The organism is Aestuariivivens sediminicola (assembly GCF_022662015.1).
In the GTDB taxonomy this organism is placed as follows: Bacteria; Bacteroidota; Bacteroidia; order Flavobacteriales; family Flavobacteriaceae; genus Aestuariivivens; species Aestuariivivens sediminicola.
This window is the reverse complement of record NZ_JAKMCM010000002.1, coordinates 394,823-412,255: the sequence shown is the minus strand read 5'-3', so window position 1 is coordinate 412,255 and position 17,433 is coordinate 394,823. Positions and strand designations below refer to the sequence as shown.

Annotated in this window: 16 protein-coding genes; 4 read left to right on the top strand and 12 right to left on the bottom strand. The window is 40.2% G+C overall.

Features of this window, described 5'->3' with window-relative positions; genetic code table 11:
- Positions 1-109: 109 nt before the first annotated feature.
- From rlmN to rsgA, 6 genes are all read right to left on the bottom strand, one after another.
- The gene (gene rlmN / locus MR041_RS06645) at positions 110-1,150 is read right to left on the bottom strand and encodes a dual-specificity RNA methyltransferase RlmN (RefSeq protein WP_242092818.1); all 1,041 of its coding nucleotides are present in this window, start codon (positions 1,148-1,150) and stop codon (positions 110-112) included.
- A gap of 189 nt (positions 1,151-1,339) precedes the next feature.
- A complete protein-coding gene (gene queA, locus MR041_RS06640; protein ID WP_242092817.1) occupies positions 1,340-2,389 on the bottom strand; it encodes a tRNA preQ1(34) S-adenosylmethionine ribosyltransferase-isomerase QueA in 1,050 nt (349 codons plus the stop codon).
- 148 nt (positions 2,390-2,537) lie between these two features.
- Positions 2,538-3,770, bottom strand: a complete 1,233-nt coding sequence (locus MR041_RS06635; protein ID WP_242092994.1) for a 3-phosphoshikimate 1-carboxyvinyltransferase — start codon at positions 3,768-3,770, stop codon at positions 2,538-2,540.
- Positions 3,771-3,879: 109 nt separating this feature from the next.
- The gene (locus tag MR041_RS06630; RefSeq protein ID WP_242092816.1) at positions 3,880-4,215 is read right to left on the bottom strand and encodes a nucleotide pyrophosphohydrolase; all 336 of its coding nucleotides are present in this window, start codon (positions 4,213-4,215) and stop codon (positions 3,880-3,882) included.
- Between the two features lie 8 nt (positions 4,216-4,223).
- A complete protein-coding gene (dtd, locus tag MR041_RS06625; RefSeq protein WP_242092815.1) occupies positions 4,224-4,676 on the bottom strand; it encodes a D-aminoacyl-tRNA deacylase in 453 nt (150 codons plus the stop codon).
- Positions 4,673-5,623 carry a ribosome small subunit-dependent GTPase A gene (rsgA, locus tag MR041_RS06620; RefSeq protein WP_242092814.1) on the bottom strand — a complete coding sequence of 317 codons (951 nt, stop codon included), beginning with the start codon at positions 5,621-5,623 and terminating at the stop codon, positions 4,673-4,675. Before rsgA ends, dtd begins: the two co-directional genes overlap by 4 nt.
- An 85-nt stretch (positions 5,624-5,708) precedes the next feature.
- Between rsgA and MR041_RS06615 the strand changes: the two genes are divergently transcribed.
- Positions 5,709-6,158 carry a hypothetical protein gene (locus MR041_RS06615; RefSeq protein ID WP_242092813.1) on the top strand — a complete coding sequence of 150 codons (450 nt, stop codon included), beginning with the start codon at positions 5,709-5,711 and terminating at the stop codon, positions 6,156-6,158.
- A gap of 51 nt (positions 6,159-6,209) precedes the next feature.
- Here MR041_RS06615 and MR041_RS06610 read toward each other — a convergent pair whose 3' ends face one another.
- The 4 genes from MR041_RS06610 to MR041_RS06595 form a co-directional block, all read right to left on the bottom strand.
- Positions 6,210-7,292 carry a bifunctional 3-deoxy-7-phosphoheptulonate synthase/chorismate mutase type II gene (locus MR041_RS06610; protein WP_242092812.1) on the bottom strand — a complete coding sequence of 361 codons (1,083 nt, stop codon included), beginning with the start codon at positions 7,290-7,292 and terminating at the stop codon, positions 6,210-6,212.
- 92 nt (positions 7,293-7,384) lie between these two features.
- Entirely contained in the window at positions 7,385-8,236 is an 852-nt protein-coding gene (locus tag MR041_RS06605; protein WP_242092993.1) for a prephenate dehydrogenase, read from the bottom strand.
- An 87-nt stretch (positions 8,237-8,323) separates the two neighbouring features.
- Positions 8,324-9,469: a pyridoxal phosphate-dependent aminotransferase gene (locus tag MR041_RS06600; RefSeq protein ID WP_242092811.1), complete on the bottom strand. Its 1,146-nt coding sequence runs from the start codon at positions 9,467-9,469 to the stop codon at positions 8,324-8,326.
- Positions 9,466-10,293 (bottom strand): prephenate dehydratase, encoded by an 828-nt coding sequence (locus MR041_RS06595; RefSeq protein WP_242092810.1) that lies wholly within the window; start codon positions 10,291-10,293, stop codon positions 9,466-9,468. Before MR041_RS06595 ends, MR041_RS06600 begins: the two co-directional genes overlap by 4 nt.
- 496 nt (positions 10,294-10,789) lie before the next feature.
- On the opposite strand from MR041_RS06595, the gene gldA reads away from it, so the two are divergent.
- From gldA to MR041_RS06580, 3 genes are all read left to right on the top strand, one after another.
- A complete protein-coding gene (gene gldA, locus MR041_RS06590; RefSeq protein WP_242092809.1) occupies positions 10,790-11,686 on the top strand; it encodes a gliding motility-associated ABC transporter ATP-binding subunit GldA in 897 nt (298 codons plus the stop codon).
- Positions 11,687-11,851: 165 nt separating this feature from the next.
- The gene (gene pta / locus MR041_RS06585; protein ID WP_242092808.1) at positions 11,852-13,942 is read left to right on the top strand and encodes a phosphate acetyltransferase; all 2,091 of its coding nucleotides are present in this window, start codon (positions 11,852-11,854) and stop codon (positions 13,940-13,942) included.
- A gap of 3 nt (positions 13,943-13,945) precedes the next feature.
- Positions 13,946-15,127, top strand: a complete 1,182-nt coding sequence (locus tag MR041_RS06580; protein WP_242092807.1) for an acetate/propionate family kinase — start codon at positions 13,946-13,948, stop codon at positions 15,125-15,127.
- Between the two features lie 337 nt (positions 15,128-15,464).
- Here MR041_RS06580 and MR041_RS06575 read toward each other — a convergent pair whose 3' ends face one another.
- On the bottom strand, positions 15,465-16,229 hold the full coding sequence (locus tag MR041_RS06575; RefSeq protein WP_242092806.1) for a head GIN domain-containing protein: 765 nt from the start codon (positions 16,227-16,229) through the stop codon (positions 15,465-15,467).
- An 11-nt stretch (positions 16,230-16,240) separates the two neighbouring features.
- Positions 16,241-17,338, bottom strand: a complete 1,098-nt coding sequence (locus MR041_RS06570) for an acyloxyacyl hydrolase (protein WP_242092805.1) — start codon at positions 17,336-17,338, stop codon at positions 16,241-16,243.
- Positions 17,339-17,433 lie beyond the last annotated feature (95 nt).

The following is a 17,433-nucleotide window of genomic DNA, read 5'->3' as shown; positions in this document are numbered from 1 at the left end:
TTCAATAAATCCCTGCTAAATGGGTTTCTATGGCTCTACACAAGTCAGGTGTCCTTTATAAAAGGTCGTCTGATTATAACCTTTCAGGTAGCGGAATAGAAATCACGGTTTAGCTCTTATTAGCCAGCTGGCCACAAGCTGCGTCTATATCTTTCCCCCTGCTTCTACGCACATTAACAACAATATGGTTATCTTCAAGAACACGAATGTACCTGTCCAGTACCTCCGATGCCGCTTGCTGAAAATGTCCATCATCAATAGGATTATATTCGATAATATTAACCTTACAAGGTACATATTTACAGAATTTCACAAAAGCTTCAATATGCTCGTCCGTGTCATTAATACCCTTCCAAACCACATACTCATAACTTATTCTTCGCTTGGTCTTGGCATACCAATATTCCAGTGCATCCCGAAGATCTTGTAAGGGAAAGGTTTCGTTAAAGGGCATTATCGAAGTTCTAACACTATCAATAGCCGAATGCAGGGATACGGCCAGATTAAATTTTACCCCATCATCCGCCATTTTCTTTATCATTTTAGGTATTCCAGATGTGGAGAGCGTTATGCGTTTCGGAGACATTCCTAATCCTTCAGGTGAGGTGATTTTCTCGATCGCCTTAATGACATTATTATAATTCATGAGTGGCTCTCCCATTCCCATGAATACAATATTGCTTAAGGGTCTGTTGAAATAATGTCGGCTTTCCTTGTCTATAGTCACGACCTGATCATAAATTTCATCAGGATTTAAGTTCCGCATGCGTTTTAATCGGGCCGTTGCACAAAATTTGCAATCTAAACTGCAGCCCACCTGACTCGATACACAGGCGGTAGTTCTGGTAGCAGTAGGTATGAGTACCGATTCCACAATTAGGCCATCATGCAAGCGCACCGCATTCTTTATGGTCCCATCGTTACTGCGCTGCATGCTGTCGACCTCTATATGGTTGATCACAAAATGAGCGTCAAGCATTTGTCGTGTTTCCTTCGAAATATTGGTCATATCCTCAAAATCATGCGCAGCCTTCTGCCAGAGCCATTCATAGACCTGGTTACCACGAAAGGCCTTATCTCCTTTGCTTACAAAGAAATCTCTTAACTGTTCCTTGCTCAGTGCACGAATATCCTTTTTGTCTGTTACCATGAGTCTTGTAAAAATAGTTAAAAATGAGCTCTCTTAAATAGTCGGTTATCCACTTCCTGATAATCCATAGGAGATGGTGTAGGTGAATTCGCTATACGTCTATTAAACTTTTAAAATGTATGCAACGCGGCCTTTAAATAAAAAAGCCTTGAAAACAAGGCTTTTATATAAACTTTTATACATTTCAAATTATAAAATGAGCATGGCATCGCCATAGCTGTAAAATCTATACTGCTCCTTTATTGCCTCATCGTAGGCGCGTTTTATAAAGTCATGACCTGCAAAAGCAGATACCATCATGAGTAAAGTGGATTTTGGCGTGTGAAAATTCGTCACCATGCAGTTCGCAATACTAAAATCGTATGGTGGGAAAATAAATTTATTGGTCCAACCGTCCATTTCGTTTAGCATACCATTCGATGAGACAGCGCTCTCAATAGCCCGCATAACAGTTGTGCCAACAGCACATACCCGTTTCTTGTTTAAAATACCCGTATTCACTATATCCACTGCTTTGGCATCAATGGTCAGTTGTTCACTATCCATTTTATGTTTGGACAAGTCTTCTACCTCAACCGGATTAAAGGTTCCCAGTCCAACATGCAAAGTCACTTCAGCAAAGTTAACCCCTTTGATTTCCAATCGCTTTAATAAATGTTTAGAAAAATGCAAACCCGCTGTTGGTGCCGCGACAGCACCTTCATTCTTTGCAAAAATGGTTTGATACCGCTCTTCATCTTCCGGCTCTACACTGCGTTTAATGTATTTTGGAAGGGGCGTTTCACCCAATTCCTTAAGTTTATTTCTAAATTCCGTGTATGATCCATCGTATAGAAATCTTAAGGTTCTTCCTCTGGAGGTCGTGTTATCAATAACCTCAGCCACCAGGGTATCATCATCACCAAAATACAGCTTATTTCCAATACGTATTTTGCGAGCAGGGTCCACTAAAACATCCCACAGACGTTGTTCTTCATTTAACTCCCTCAACAAAAACACTTCAATTCGCGCTCCTGTTTTTTCCTTATTTCCATAAAGTCTGGCAGGAAAAACCTTGGTGTTATTTAAAATTAACACGTCTTCCTCATTAAAATAATCTATTAAATCTTTAAACTGTTTGTGTTCTATGGTTTGTTCTTTCCTGTTTAGAACCATTAAGCGAGACTCATCTCTGTTTTCCGATGGATATTCTGCTAAAAGGTCGTTCGGTAAATTGAAACCAAAGTTTGATAATTTCATGTGTCTTAGGTTATTTTTTTTAATGGTCATGCGTAGTATTCACTCAGCATAAGCCTGTAACATTCATACGAATGTTTATTTATTATTTTTTTTGCAAGGTGCAAATATACAATGTGAAGGTAGGGGTTGTCAAGTAAATGGGTGATTTTTATTTGGCAATGCGAAATCCGATGGATTCCAGATCCATCCAAAATGTTGGATAAGATTTCGTAACAACCATCGCATCTTTAATAATGATCGGGATTTTCAAGGCTAGAGGTGCAAAGGCCATGGCCATTCTATGATCATTATAGGTAGCGATGGACACCCCTTCATTCATATGGTCTGAAGCTGAGAGATGTAAGGCATTTTCCGTGATTTCCACCTTACCACCCAGTTTTTCGATCTCATTTTTTAAGGCAACCAATCGATCGGTTTCCTTGATCTTCAGGGTATGCAATCCGGTTAAATGACAAGCCAAACCAAGAGCAAAACAGCTCACAGCTATGGTTTGCGCAATGTCAGGAGCATTTGTCAAATCGAACTCAATTAAGGATTCCCGGCTGACATGCTCCGATTTTAAAAGCGTTATACTGTGTTTTGCAAAGGTGGTCTCTACTCCAAACTGTTTGTAAAATTCAACTAAGGAGGAATCGCCTTGTAGCGAATTTTCCTTGTAGGAGGCTAATGTGATTTCAGTCCCGACATCACATAGGGCTACGATACTAAAAAAATAGGAGGCCGAAGACCAATCGGACTCGACTGTCAGGGTCTTTGGTGTTGGATCATCTACCTTCGGGTCGACCTTAATGGTATTGCCTGAGAAAGCTGTTTTTATGCCGATGTCCTCCAATAAACTCAGGGTCATTTTTATATAAGGTACGGATGTGATATCACCCTCTAAATGCAATTCAATTCCGTTTTCCAATCGAGAGGCAATTAACAATAGGGCCGAAATATACTGACTGCTGACATTTGCCTGCAAGGCGATCTTATGTTTTGTAAGGTGCTTCCCCTTTATTTTTAAAGGCGGAAAACCTTCATTTTCCAAATAGGTAATATCAGCTCCCAAATCCTTTAGGGCTTCCACCAAGATTTTAATAGGCCGTTCTTTCATTCGTTTCGATCCGGTGAGCGTTACCTCCCGCCCTTCCTGAATGGCAAAATATGCGGTCAGGAAGCGCATGGCCGTTCCGGCATGGTGAATATCGATACGATGAGACGAAGACTTCAAAGCCTCGGCCATTAAATCGCTGTCATCAGAATTCGAAACGTTGCGTAATTCTATTTGCGGATATAAGGCCTGCAACAGCAATAGGCGATTCGATTCGCTCTTCGATCCCGTTATAGTTATATGGGATTGACGGCTATTAATATGCGATTTATGAAGCGTAATATCCATTGTAGAGGGTCTTGCTTTTAAAGCTGACAAATTTATGCGATAATGGAGAGTAATGCTACGGAATTTCTTGTTTTTTTGGGACTGTCCCAAAAATTTTAAGATCTGCCGACTAGGAAGGTCCTTTCAATTTTTCATTGCTATGGTGTCTGTCATGGTCTCGTTTTGCTTTTTTTTCCATTCTCTTGTTAAAAGCCTTCTGCAAATCGGTATCGGTCTGATTGGCCAAACACAATAATACGAAGAGTACATCCGCTAATTCTTCTCCCAGGTCTTTGTCCTTATCGCTTTCCTTTTCACTTTGTTCACCATAACGCCTCGCTATAATCCGCGCCACCTCTCCCACCTCTTCAGTGAGCTGGGCCATATTGGTCAGTTCATTAAAATACCGTACCCCGTGAGTTTTAATCCATTGGTCTACTACCTTTTGAGCATTTTGAATATCCATGTTATTAATTATTCCTTTATTTTAGAATCTATTAGTATTGTTACAGGTCCGTCGTTGAGCAATTGCACTTTCATGTCGGCCCCGAACCGTCCGGTTTGCACTGGGCGACCCAGATGACTTTCCAACTGCTTTACAAACAACTCATACATGGGTATAGCATAGTCCGGTTTGGCAGCTTTAATATAACTTGGGCGATTCCCTTTCCTGGTGGAGGCATGCAGCGTAAACTGGCTCACCACGATAATATCGCCACTGGTCTCCTTCACAGATCTGTTCATCACCCCCTGGGCATCGTTAAAAATGCGCAGATGGATTATTTTGTTGCTAAGCCATTCGATATCCTCCTTTGTATCGTCATTTACAATACCTAAAAAGACCAAAAGCCCATTACCTATCGAAGCGACTTCATTCCCTTCAATAATAACCTGTGCCTGAGACACTCTCTGAATAACGACTCTCATGCCTTATCCCAATTATCAGTTCTGTAGGTGTCATCTTCACCCTGTAGAATCTGTACATAGCTTCTATATCGCGAATAAGCGATCTGGTCCTGGTCCAGAGCTTTTTTTACGGCGCACTTGGGTTCCTGAAGGTGTAAACAATTGTTAAACTTACAATCCTGTTTCAACCTAAAAATTTCAGGGAAATAATCGCCAACTTCCTCGTTATCCATATCGACTATCCCAAATCCCTTTATTCCGGGGGTATCTATAATCTTGGCACCAAAACCAGTATCGAACATTTCAGCAAAGGTAGTAGTATGTTGCCCCTGCATGTACAAATTGGAAATTTCCTTAGTCTTTAAATCCAAAGACGGTTCCAGGGCATTGATGAGTGTCGATTTCCCAACACCGGAATGTCCCGAGAACATGCTCACCTTCCCGGTCATCAGTGCTTTTACCTTTTCTAAATTTTTTCCTGTCTTTGCCGAAATACCAATACATTCATACCCTATATTCCTATACACATGTGCCAGATATTTTACTTCCATCAGTGTCTCTTCATCATAGCTGTCTATTTTATTGAAAAGCAGTATGGACTTTATAGAATAGGCCTCTGCGGTAACCAGAAACCGATCGATAAAACTGGTAAGTGTTGGCGGATTATTAATGGTTATCATTAAAAAAACCTGGTCTAAATTTGCCGCTATAATATGTGTTTGTTTCGAGAGGTTAACCGACTTCCTTACGATATAATTCTTCCTGTCATGAATATTATGTATGATCCCGGAATCCATATCGTTGCCGGACTCCAGCTCAAAATCAACGATATCGCCTACAGCAATAGGATTGGTGCTTTTAATCCCTTTAATACGAAACTTGCCTTTTATCCGACACTCGTATAGATGACCCAGCTCGGTTTTAACCGTGTACCAACTTCCGGTTGATTTGTAAACGATGCCTGTCATACTTCAAAAATAGTTCAAAAAAAGTTATTATTACTGAACAGAAAATATCTATATTAGGCCTTAAATTTTAAAAATTGTGTACCATATGAAAAAATTATTACTGCTGCTCCTGATGGGGCTTTTCGCATTTGTAGATTCCTACGCTCAAATTGAATATAAGATTATTACAACGGTTGAATCGATTGTACCAAGTGGTTTGGGCAGGTCGCGTATCATATCCGCTGAAGATGAGCGGGATTATGAGGATTTTACCTCCGAGCAAACTGAAGAAGATAACACGAGGAACAAGTCAAAACGAAGTGATATCCGCGTTAAGGATTTCGAGGAAACCAAATTGCTCAACTTTTACAACATAGGAGGCATCCGTTTTCAGAACATCGCTGCCAATGATGCTGTCGTTGGTTCTAAAATTAATGCGATGATCGCAGAAGGTTGGGAACTGGCCTTCGTAACCAGTGCTGTGGAAAGTGATGCCGGGAAAGACGATAATCAAGGTATTTTTATAACCCGTTATATTTTTAAAAGAAACAAGTAATCTTACCCGAGAAACAAAAAAGCCCCGTATCCCGGGGCCTTTTTTTATCCATTATCCATTTATAATCTTTTCCTGATGGTTGATAGATTCCTGGTGAATGGCCTTAAACATACGCAAGACAAATTCCTCACTCAACCCGTGTTGCTCACCTTCCAACACCATTTTTCCCAAAATTTCGTTCCATCTTTTGGACTGCAAAACGGCGACATTTCTACTTTTCTTTAAAGCACCTATACCGTCGGCGGCCTCCATACGTTTCCCTAACAAGGTAATAATTTGATTGTCCACCACATCAATCTGTGCCCTTAAATTACTCAAGGCGCTCACGTATTCCGCTTCTGCATCGGTTTCCTTTTTTATTTTCAAATCTCTCATAATTTGTACCAGTGTTGAAGGGGTTACCTGCTGTGCTGCATCACTCCAGGCATTATCCGGATCATGGTGTGTTTCAATCATTAAACCATCAAAATTTAAATCCAGGGCCTCCTGAGAGACATCAAAAATCATATCGCGTTTACCCGTGATGTGGGACGGATCGTTAATTAATGGAATGTCCGGAAATTTATTTTGAAACTCGATGGCCAACTGCCATTCCGGTATATTGCGATATTTGGTCTTCTGGTAAGTTGAAAATCCTCTGTGTATGGCTCCTATATTCTTTACTCCGGAACTGTAAATGCGTTCAATGCCTCCTAACCATAAGGACAAATCCGGGTTTACAGGATTTTTAATAAGAACAGGCTTATCGGTACCTTCCAATGCATCGGCTATTTCCTGCATGATAAACGGACTTACCGTCGATCGGGCCCCAATCCAGAGCATATCAATATCGTGCTCCAAGGCCAGTTTTACATGAGCCGCATTGGCCACCTCGGTGCACACCTTCATACCGGTTTCCTTTTGAACCTTCTGGAGCCACTTTAAGCCTAGAGAACCGACACCTTCAAAATTTCCTGGTCGGGTCCTGGGTTTCCAAATACCGGCCCTAAAATAATTCACATCGGTATCCTTTAACTCATGTGCAATCTTCAATACCTGTTCCTCCGTTTCAGCACTGCATGGTCCCGCAATGACCAGTGGATGATCTAATTTTAAATCATCTAACCAGTTTCTCATGTCTTTCTTATTTTCCATATCCCTTTTGTCTTTCTAACTTTTCCCGGCGGGAAAAATCTATTTTTAAATTTATTTTAATATTAAATACCTTATAATTGGTTCTGTGATGTCTAAATAATTCCGTTTAAAATATCCCTAATGTGGTTCGTATCTTTCATTTCTTTAAAAACAGCCTCAAAATTATCGCCTTCCATGAGCGCCTTGAATTGAATGAGGTTATTTATATATTCCTCTAATGTTTCAATAACATTATCCTTATTTTGCTTAAAAATTGGCGTCCACATTTCGGGCGAACTTTTCGCTAAACGCACCGTCGAGGCAAATCCACTGCTGGCCATGTCGAAAATATCACGTTCATTCTTCTCCTTTTCTATAACGGTTTTCCCTAACATAAAGGAACTGATATGCGACAGATGCGACACGTAGGCAATGTGCTTGTCATGCGCCACCGGATGCATGTAACGCATACGCATCCCAATGCCCTCAAACAGTTTCAAGGCTTTTTCCTGCAGCTTAAAAGCCGTCTTTTCGACTTCGCATATGATATTCGTCTTCCCTAAGAACAAATTATCTATAGCAGCACTGGGTCCAGAGAATTCTGTGCCCGCAATAGGATGCATAGCCAGAAAATTTCGGCGTTTTGGATGGTCTTCAACCGATTTGCAAATGGCTTCCTTTGTCGATCCCGCATCAACAACCAAAGTATGATCTGAAATCTTGTCTAAAATGGTTGGTAATAAGGCTACAGTGGCATCTACCGGAATCGATACAATAACCAGATCGGCTTTATGTATATCGTCTAATGTGGCTTTCTTATCGATTAAATTCAAGGCTAAAGCCTCATTAAGTGTAGCCTCTTTTCTACTTATACCGTGAATAACCACTTCCGGATCAAGCCTCTTGATATCCTTAGCCAAACTTCCACCGATTAATCCAATTCCTATTGCGTATATCTGTTTCATACCACTACAAACCCCCGCCATTGGAGAGGGCTTTTATTAATTACTGTTAACTTTAAAGTTTCGGATACCATGCTATTCATTGCTCAATTATTTTATTCTGGCAATTGCCTCTTCGATATCTTCGGTTTGTGCACACAAAGAAAATCGGATATACCCTTCGCCCTGGCTGCCAAAAATCGTACCCGGGGTAATGAATATATGGTGTTCTTTGAGTACCAAATCTATAAACTCTTCGGCCTTGAGATAGGCCGGTAATTTGGCCCAAACAAAAAGACCAGTCGCCTTCACATCGTAGGTGCAATTTAAAGATTCCGCTAGTTGCCAGATCAATTCACGTCGTTTTTTGTAAACACTATTCAAAGTAACATACCACATCTTCGAGCATTTAAGCGCTTCTATGGCGCCTTTCTGAATGCCATAGAACATCCCCGAATCCATATTGCTTTTTACTTTTAATATATTGTTGATATGTTCGCTTTGTCCAACCACCATACCCACACGCCATCCGGCCATATTAAAGGTTTTACTCAATGAGTTTAACTCCAGGCAGACGTCTTTGGCGCCTTCCACACTTAAAATGCTCATTGGGGAGTCGTTCAAGATAAAGCTATAGGGGTTATCGTTCACAATTAAAATACGATGGCGCTTTGCGAATTCGACCAATTCTCGAAATGCCATGGCCGTAGGAACGGCACCGGTAGGCATATGAGGATAATTAACCCACATTAATTTTACCTTACTCAAATCTAGTTGTTCCAAAGCCTTTATATCGGGCAACCAATTGTTCCTCTTATCCAAATCGTAAAATATAGGTGTTGCCTGCACTAATTTGGTCACCGATTGGTAGGTAGGGTAACCCGGGTTTGGTATTAAAACGGCATCACCCTCATTCAAATAGGCCAGAGAAATATGCATAATACCTTCCTTACTGCCAATGAGCGGTAAGATATCTGTTTTCGGACTCAGGTTAACCTGGTAATGTTCTTTGTAAAAACCGGCCATGGCATCCCGAAGTTCCGGAAGCCCCTGGTAACTCTGATATTTATGGGCATTAGAATCAAATAAACTGTTCGCTATGGTATCCACAACTTTTTGTGGCGGACTTAGATCAGGACTGCCAATACCCAAATTGATGACAGGTTTACCACTTGCAATAAGCAAGTTTACTTCTCTTAATTTTTTTGAGAAGTAATACTCTTCGACCGAATGGAGACGTTTGGCTACATCAATCATAACTTTCCATTTTTATATTCCCCCAACACCTTTAAATTATGACCCATGATTTCTATTACCGATTTTGCCTTTTTGAAATCCATATAGGTAGCAAAAGTAACATCGACGAAAAACGAATATTTCCAGGGTGTTTCAATTATAGGCATCGATTGTATTTTGGTCAAATTCAGCTTGCAATCACTCATAACGTTAAGAATGGTGGCCAGGCTGCCCCGCTTATGATCGGTTTCAAACTTTATGGAGGCCTTGTTGATTTCGTTTTCCGGCACTTCCGAATTGGTTCGCTTGACTATTGCAAAACGGGTTTCGTTGTGCTTTATGGTTTGAATGCTATGTGCCAGAATATCCAATTCAAATATGTCGGCGGCCATAATGCTTGCTATAGCTCCTATTCCCTTTAATTGTCCTTCATTTATCCGTTTGGCCACTTCTGCGGTATCTTTATCCTCTACCAGTTTAATATGAGGATAGGTTTTAAAAAATTCCTTGCATTGCAACAGGGCCATAGGATGAGAATAGACTTCTCTTACATCCTGAATGGTCTGTCCCGGAAGGACCATTAGATTGTGTTGAATGTCAATATAATGCTCTCCGACCATATGTAAGTTATAATGGTCCAGTAATGCATAATTGGGAATAATGGAACCGGCAATCGAATTCTCTAAAGCCATGATAGCCGCATCGCATTCCTCATGAATCAGTGCATCAACTACCCTGTCGAAAGTCAGGCACTCGATCGCCTCTACATCACTGTTAAAAAACTCCTGGGAGACAATGTGATGAAAGGACCCTTTTACACCCTGTATGGCTACTGTTTTAATCATGTACGTTCATAACAAATTGAGAACCTGAAACTACTCCAGATGGCTTCCATATTTAATTTTAATTGCACCGTCAACACTAAAAACTAGTTTAACACATAAAAAAAGTCCCGATTTTCATCGAGACCCTATATTCAATTTATCTTATAAATTATACATACAACGCCCCGTTTCTTTATCTAAAAAAGAAATAAAACCAGTTGTTAAAATATGTATAATACGCTGTCATAGTCATTATTAGGTGGCTAAAGTAACTAATATTTTAAAATATAAAAACACTTAAAATCCTTTTTTTTATAATTTTTATCAAATTTTATCAATTTTACACCAAACCATAGCTTATCTTATACAATCGTTATCTTTCGCCTTTGAAAACTAAATTCTCTCTATTATCCTGTTCAGATCTGTCCGTGTCACCATACCTCTAAGAGGCGTCTCTTTTATCATTCTGAATTTTTAAGTAAAAAAATTCATGTACTTTTGAATAAATATCGTTCCTATGTCAATAGAGGTTATTGGTGTCTCGAAATTTTATGGCTCTCAAAGGGCTCTGAATAATGTTTCCTTTAAGGTGAATAAACCTGAAATTGTTGGTTTTTTAGGGCCTAATGGCGCTGGGAAATCCACTATGATGAAAATTTTAACAACTTATATTTCCGCTGACGAAGGACAGATAAAAGTTAACGGGTTTGATGTCACCACCGATACTAAAATGGTTCAGAACAGTGTTGGTTATCTGCCCGAGCACAATCCATTATATCTGGATTTATACGTTAAAGAATATTTGAATTTCAGTGCTTCTATTTTTAACATAGGAAGACAGCGTATTGATGAGGTTATTGAACGTACAGGGTTACTACCGGAATCACAAAAAAAAATTGGTGAATTGTCCAAAGGGTATCGCCAAAGAGTTGGATTGGCCAATGCCCTATTACACGATCCCGATGTCCTTATTCTGGATGAACCTACAACCGGCCTGGACCCCAATCAACTGGTCGATATAAGGCATCTCATTACGGAAATAGGAAAAACCAAAACGGTATTTTTATCAACTCACATTATGCAGGAGGTTGAAGCGATGTGCGAGCGGGTAATCATTATAAACAAAGGAGAAATTGTTGCCGACAGAACATTAAGTGACCTTCAGACCGAAAAGAAACAAACGGTAATTGTAGAATTCGATTACCGGGTCGAGGACGCCTTTCTATTACAGATCCCAAAGGCAGATCATGTAAACAATACGCGCGGTTTTGTTTACGAAATCACCTTTAAAACATCGGAAGATATGCGTTCACATGTTTTCGATTTTGCACATGACAACCAATTAAAAATTCTTCAATTAAATCAGAAAAATGCCAGCCTGGAGCGATTGTTCAGAGATTTGACTGTAAATTGATCGTTGGAGAACAAGCCAAACCGTAACACGGTTTATTTATTTGAAAAAAATGCATGACAATTATCATCTTCGCTTTTACTATAAGACCTTAATTTTGCACTGTATAGAAATTGCATAGCTGATTTACATAAAAGAACGGTAAATCATTCTTGAATACACATTATTATGAGTAAAGGAATTTATGTAGCGACCATCGAACCAAACAGTGGCAAATCTGTTGTTGTCTTGGGTTTAATGCGCATGCTTTTGGGGAAAACGGCCAAAGTGGGTTATTTTCGACCAATTATTGAAGACAGTATCAACGGTGAACCCGATAATCATATCAATACGGTAGTGTCTTATTTTGATATGGATATCGAATATAATAAAACCTATGCCTTCACCAGAAGTGAGGCACTGAACTTATACAATCAGGACAAATCAGGGCATGTCATTGATGAAATCATCAAGAAATACAAAAAGCTTGAAAACCGTTATGATTTTGTTCTTGTGGAAGGCACCGATTTTTCGCATGAAAATTCCAGTCTCGAACTGGACATCAATATTATCATCTCCAAAAATCTGGGCTTACCCGTTATTATCGTTTCACATGGCGACAATAAAAGCCCGGAAGACATTGTAGATAGCGTACAATTAGCCTTTAACACCTACAAGGAAGATGTTGATGTGCTATCCATAATGACGAACAAAATTGATGCCTCATTGCAAACCGAATTAAAAAACCAATTGAGGGAACGTATTTCCGATATCAACGATATCTCTGTTATTCCCAAAGTAAAGAGTTTAGAAAATCCGACGATCAAGGAAATTGTAAAAAAACTGGAGGGAACGATCTTATTCGGAAAAGAATTAATTAACAATCAATCTGAGAGTTTTAGCGTTGGTGCCATGCAGTTACGCAACTATCTCACCCATCTCGAAGAGAATGGTTTGGTCATTACACCTGGGGATCGTGCCGATTTAATATTAGGCGCTTTACAAGCCAACATCTCTAAAAACTATCCTAAAATATCCGGGATCATTTTAACCGGAGGATTAATTCCGGAGCCTCCTATCTTAAAACTCATTGAAGGACTTTCCAGCATTGTGCCGATTATTTCAGTAAAGGGCGGCACCTTTGCCATAACCAATGAAATTGGGAAGATAAAATCAAAAATTTACGCGGATAATCTGGATAAAATTCAAACCTCTATAGCCACTTTTGAAAAATATGTGGACACCGAAAAGTTGGCTAACGATTTGATCACCTTTCAATCTGACATATTCACACCAAGAATGTTTCAATATACCCTCTTGCAACGTGCGCTTAAGGACAAAAAGCACATTGTCTTGCCCGAAGGCTATGATGAGCGTGTACTTCGAGCCACAGCACGTTTAGTGGATGCCCAGGTTGTAGAGATTACGTTAATAGGTGAGGCTGATGAAATCAGAGAACAAATTGATAAACTGGATATACCTTTGGATCTCTCCAAGATACATATTGTTTCTCCTTCCACCTCGCCTCATTTCGAAGATTATGCACGGACGCTGTACGAACTGAGAAAGCATAAAAACGTCAATATGCAAATGGCGAGAGATATGATGGAGGACGTATCTTATTTTGGCACTATGATGATATACAAAGGACATGCCGATGGCATGGTTTCCGGTGCGGTACACACAACCCAACACACCCTGCGCCCGGCCCTACAATTTATTAAGACCAAACCTGGCGTAAATATTGTTTCATCCGTTTTTTTTATGTGTCTGGAAGATCGCGTAAGCATCTTTGGCGACTGCGCCATTAACCCGAATCCGAATGCAGAGCAACTCGCAGAAATTGCCATTTCATCCGCTATTACTGCGCAGGATTTCGGTATTGAACCCAAAGTGGCCATGTTATCCTATTCATCGGGAGTTTCAGGAAAAGGTGCCGATGTCGATAAGGTGCGGACGGCAACTGAGATAGCCAAAGCCAAAATGCCGGACCTTAAGATTGAAGGCCCCATTCAGTATGATGCAGCCGTCGACATGCGTATCGGGAAAAGTAAGTTGCCGGAATCGGAGGTTGCAGGTCAGGCCAGTGTTTTAATATTTCCGGATTTAAATACCGGTAATAATACCTATAAAGCAGTACAAAGAGAAACCGGAGCTCTGGCCATAGGCCCTATGTTGCAAGGTCTTAACAAACCGGTCAATGACCTTAGTCGCGGGTGCACTTCGGATGATATTTACAGTACGGTGATTATTACTGCCATTCAAGCTCAAGACTTTTAAGACATGAAGGTGCTCGTACTTAATTCAGGAAGTTCGTCCTTAAAATTTCAACTCTTTGAAATGCCGGATGCTAATATTATGTGTTCAGGCATGGTAGAGCGTATAGGCTTTGAAGATGCTAAATTCATCTTTAAAACCAGAAAAGAAACCATAGAAACCGTTCAATCCATTCCGGATCACAAATCAGGATTGGAATTAGTGGCACATCATCTTCTGGATGCCTCCGGGTTAATAGCATCTGCAAATGCCATTGACATTGTTGGTCATCGTGTAGTTCATGGGGGAAAACATTTCAGTGATACCACCGAAATCACCACCGCCGTTAAAGCCAAAATCAAAGCTTTGTCGTCTTTGGCGCCTCTGCATAATCCGGCTAATTTAGAAGGTATCGAAGTTGCAGAGTCCATATTCCCCGAAGCAAGGCAGGTGGCTGTTTTCGATACCGCATTTCATCAAACCATTCCGGAGTACGCCTATAGATATGCCATTCCTAAGCGCTATTCGGAGGACTATAATATACGTAAGTATGGTTTTCATGGAACAAGTCATAAGTACGTTTCCGAGCAAGCAATAAGATATCTGGACAAGGCCCATTCCAAAATCATTACCATTCACCTGGGAAATGGGTGTAGTATAACCGCCGTTAAAGAGGGCAAAAGCATTGATCACTCTTTAGGGTTCTCACCCAATACGGGACTGATCATGGGAACACGTTCGGGAGATATAGACGCCTCCATTATTTTTTATCTGGCCAACAAATTACATTTGAGTTTATCTGAAATCAGTGATCTGCTGCAGAAAAAAAGTGGTATGCTCGGGTTAACGGGCTACAGCGATTTAAGAGATATTGAAACCCAAGCTCAAAATGGTAACAAGGCTTGTCAACTGGCCCTGGAAATGAATGCCTATCGCATTAAAAAATACATTGGAAGTTATGTCGCTATTTTAAATGGTTTAGATGCACTTGTGTTCACGGCAGGTATTGGTGAAAACTCTTCTTTAATGAGACAAATGGTCTGTGAGGATTTGGATTATTTAGGTATTGCCTTAGACGAGATTAGAAACGAAAAGAGGTCAAAACATATCAGAGAAATTAACACAGATACTTCCAGCGCCAAAATTCTGGTCATTCCCACCAATGAGGAATTAGAAATTGCAAAACAGGCTATGGCCTTATATCAGTAACTCAATCGTCCCTTTGAGAGAATTTGTGGAACGAAGTGAAGCAAATTTGACTACTTCATTTTTTTTTCCCGGTCACAATGTATTTAAGCCCTGCTTAGGTCTTCACCATTTTGCAAGCAGGTTATAACAAAATTGTCCTGTGAATTTTGAAAATTCACAGGACAATTTCAAAAATTCACAGGACAATTTTGATGGTTGATGCTTATAAATTGAGATACGCATAACCAGATTACAAACGCCTCCTGCTTACAACTTAAAGAACCAGTCTCTTTTGCTCACAAAAAAGGTCGCTTGACAGTAACGACAACTTAAATATATCGAACTGGAAAAGCAGATCTTATTCAAAAATTAATTTTCCCTTATAGAGTTCCTCTACCTCAACTACCGGTGGTTGGTTAACAGAAATTACGTTCCCGGTGCCTGAAATGGTACCCTTTAAGGACTCCTGGGGGTTTAAGATCATGTCATTGGCACTGCGGTTCCAAAAGGTAACTTTCTGTGCCACCAGGTCCCGTCCTTCAAAACGCGAGGTCCCAGCGGCAAAGACCACGCTTAGGTTATTGGTTCTTCCTGAAATAAAGGCATTGGACAGATTATTAAAAACCAAGCTCAGCGTGCCATTATCTATTTGCAGTTTAAAATCGGCATTCGTAAAGGTATCCGGCGCATTATAATCTTCAGAGAACAGTGTTAAACTCGGATAGGACAAGACACCGTCCGATCTGATATCGTATTGTGTAGAACTTCTTATTTCTGTAATATTGGGTGATGTGATATACACCTTGGTGACACCGTAATCTCTTATAAAGTTGCAGGTATTTCGGTCAGTTAATCTTAATTGGCCATCAAACACCATGGCATCCACATCACCACGTAAATTAGTTCCCGTTTCAATAACGACACGTTGCTCGGCTCCTTCCTTAACAATTAATTCTATATCCCTGTTCACCAATATCTTATCGAATGCATCAACAGTGATCTCCTCCCGAACTAAGGGTCCGGCCTTCTGAAGACAATCGTTGGCATTCTCACTATTGCAGGCAATGAGAAGAAAAAATAAAAATACACCTAACAATTTTATTATAGTTGATCTTTGTTCCATAAGGCTTTAATTTAGATCCTGATACCGATTCCAAACTCGACCGCTTCTGCCTTGGCACCATGCGATTTAAGGCTAAGTGCACCAAACCAGCTCTTGTTAAAATAACGTTTTAAACCTACTCTGAAATAGGTCCTCCCCTCAAAATCAAAGGGATAATAAAGATAGTACCCCAACTGGGTGACAAAGGATATCTTGTTCACAAATAATTCATGTCCCGCAAAAATACCGACACGCTTAAAATCCTCATCCCCGGAAACATCTTCTTCCTGAAATGCTACCGCCCTGTAATAGATAAGCTCCTTTAAAAAATTGGAAAAAAATACATCTGTACCTAACTGCAGGGCACTCTTTCGGTTAATGCGTTTATCGGCATAAGCCGAAATGACGTAAAACGGAAATTGTCCGCTGCCAACAATATCACTTTCATTAATCCCCGACCTGAATACTATGTTATACTTCACAGGTTGCGTATACCTTCTGTCATCGTCGGGGAGTGTATATTGATATTCCGGTTCGTCCTCGTCTAAATGGTATGTGACACCCAGGTTAAGGGTTACTGAATTTATACTCGTGTTTGGCGCCTTTACATTGGCATTGGAATAATGTAATAGGGCCACCCCAACCTGGAAACCAAAATTATGGAATACCCGTTCCTTTTTATAATTGAGCAAAGCGTAGGTACTGCTCATTACATGACTTCCAAAAGCATTATTCCTGAAATTGTCCACCTTGTCATAAGGATAATTCGTGTAAGCCAGGCCCTGACCAATACGAAACATTAATTTTCTTTTAAAAAAATAAAAATTATAATGGGCATAGGCAGAGATGACATTCCCAAGTACGTTATTCTTCAGATTTTGATAGGCAAGAGACAGGCCATAATCAGGGTAGTTATAACGTTGTTCCCATGCACTGAAGCCATAGGTTTTTCTGTTCCATCCTAAAATCACCCCTTCGGGATGCCCTTGAATGAGGTGAAGGATGTCATTGTTGTGCAGGGCGATATTGCCTTTAAAATAATGCAGATCTACATAAGAGGTATGCTGTTTTTCCTGCGCGATACAGGCGCTCCAAAAGACACAAAAAAGACTTAAAATCAGTAGCCTCATGCAGAATGGGTTATGCAGCAAAAGTACATGATTTATTTCATTTGCAAATTCACTTATCGCATAAACCGTAAAACCTGAATCACGGCAACAATCTT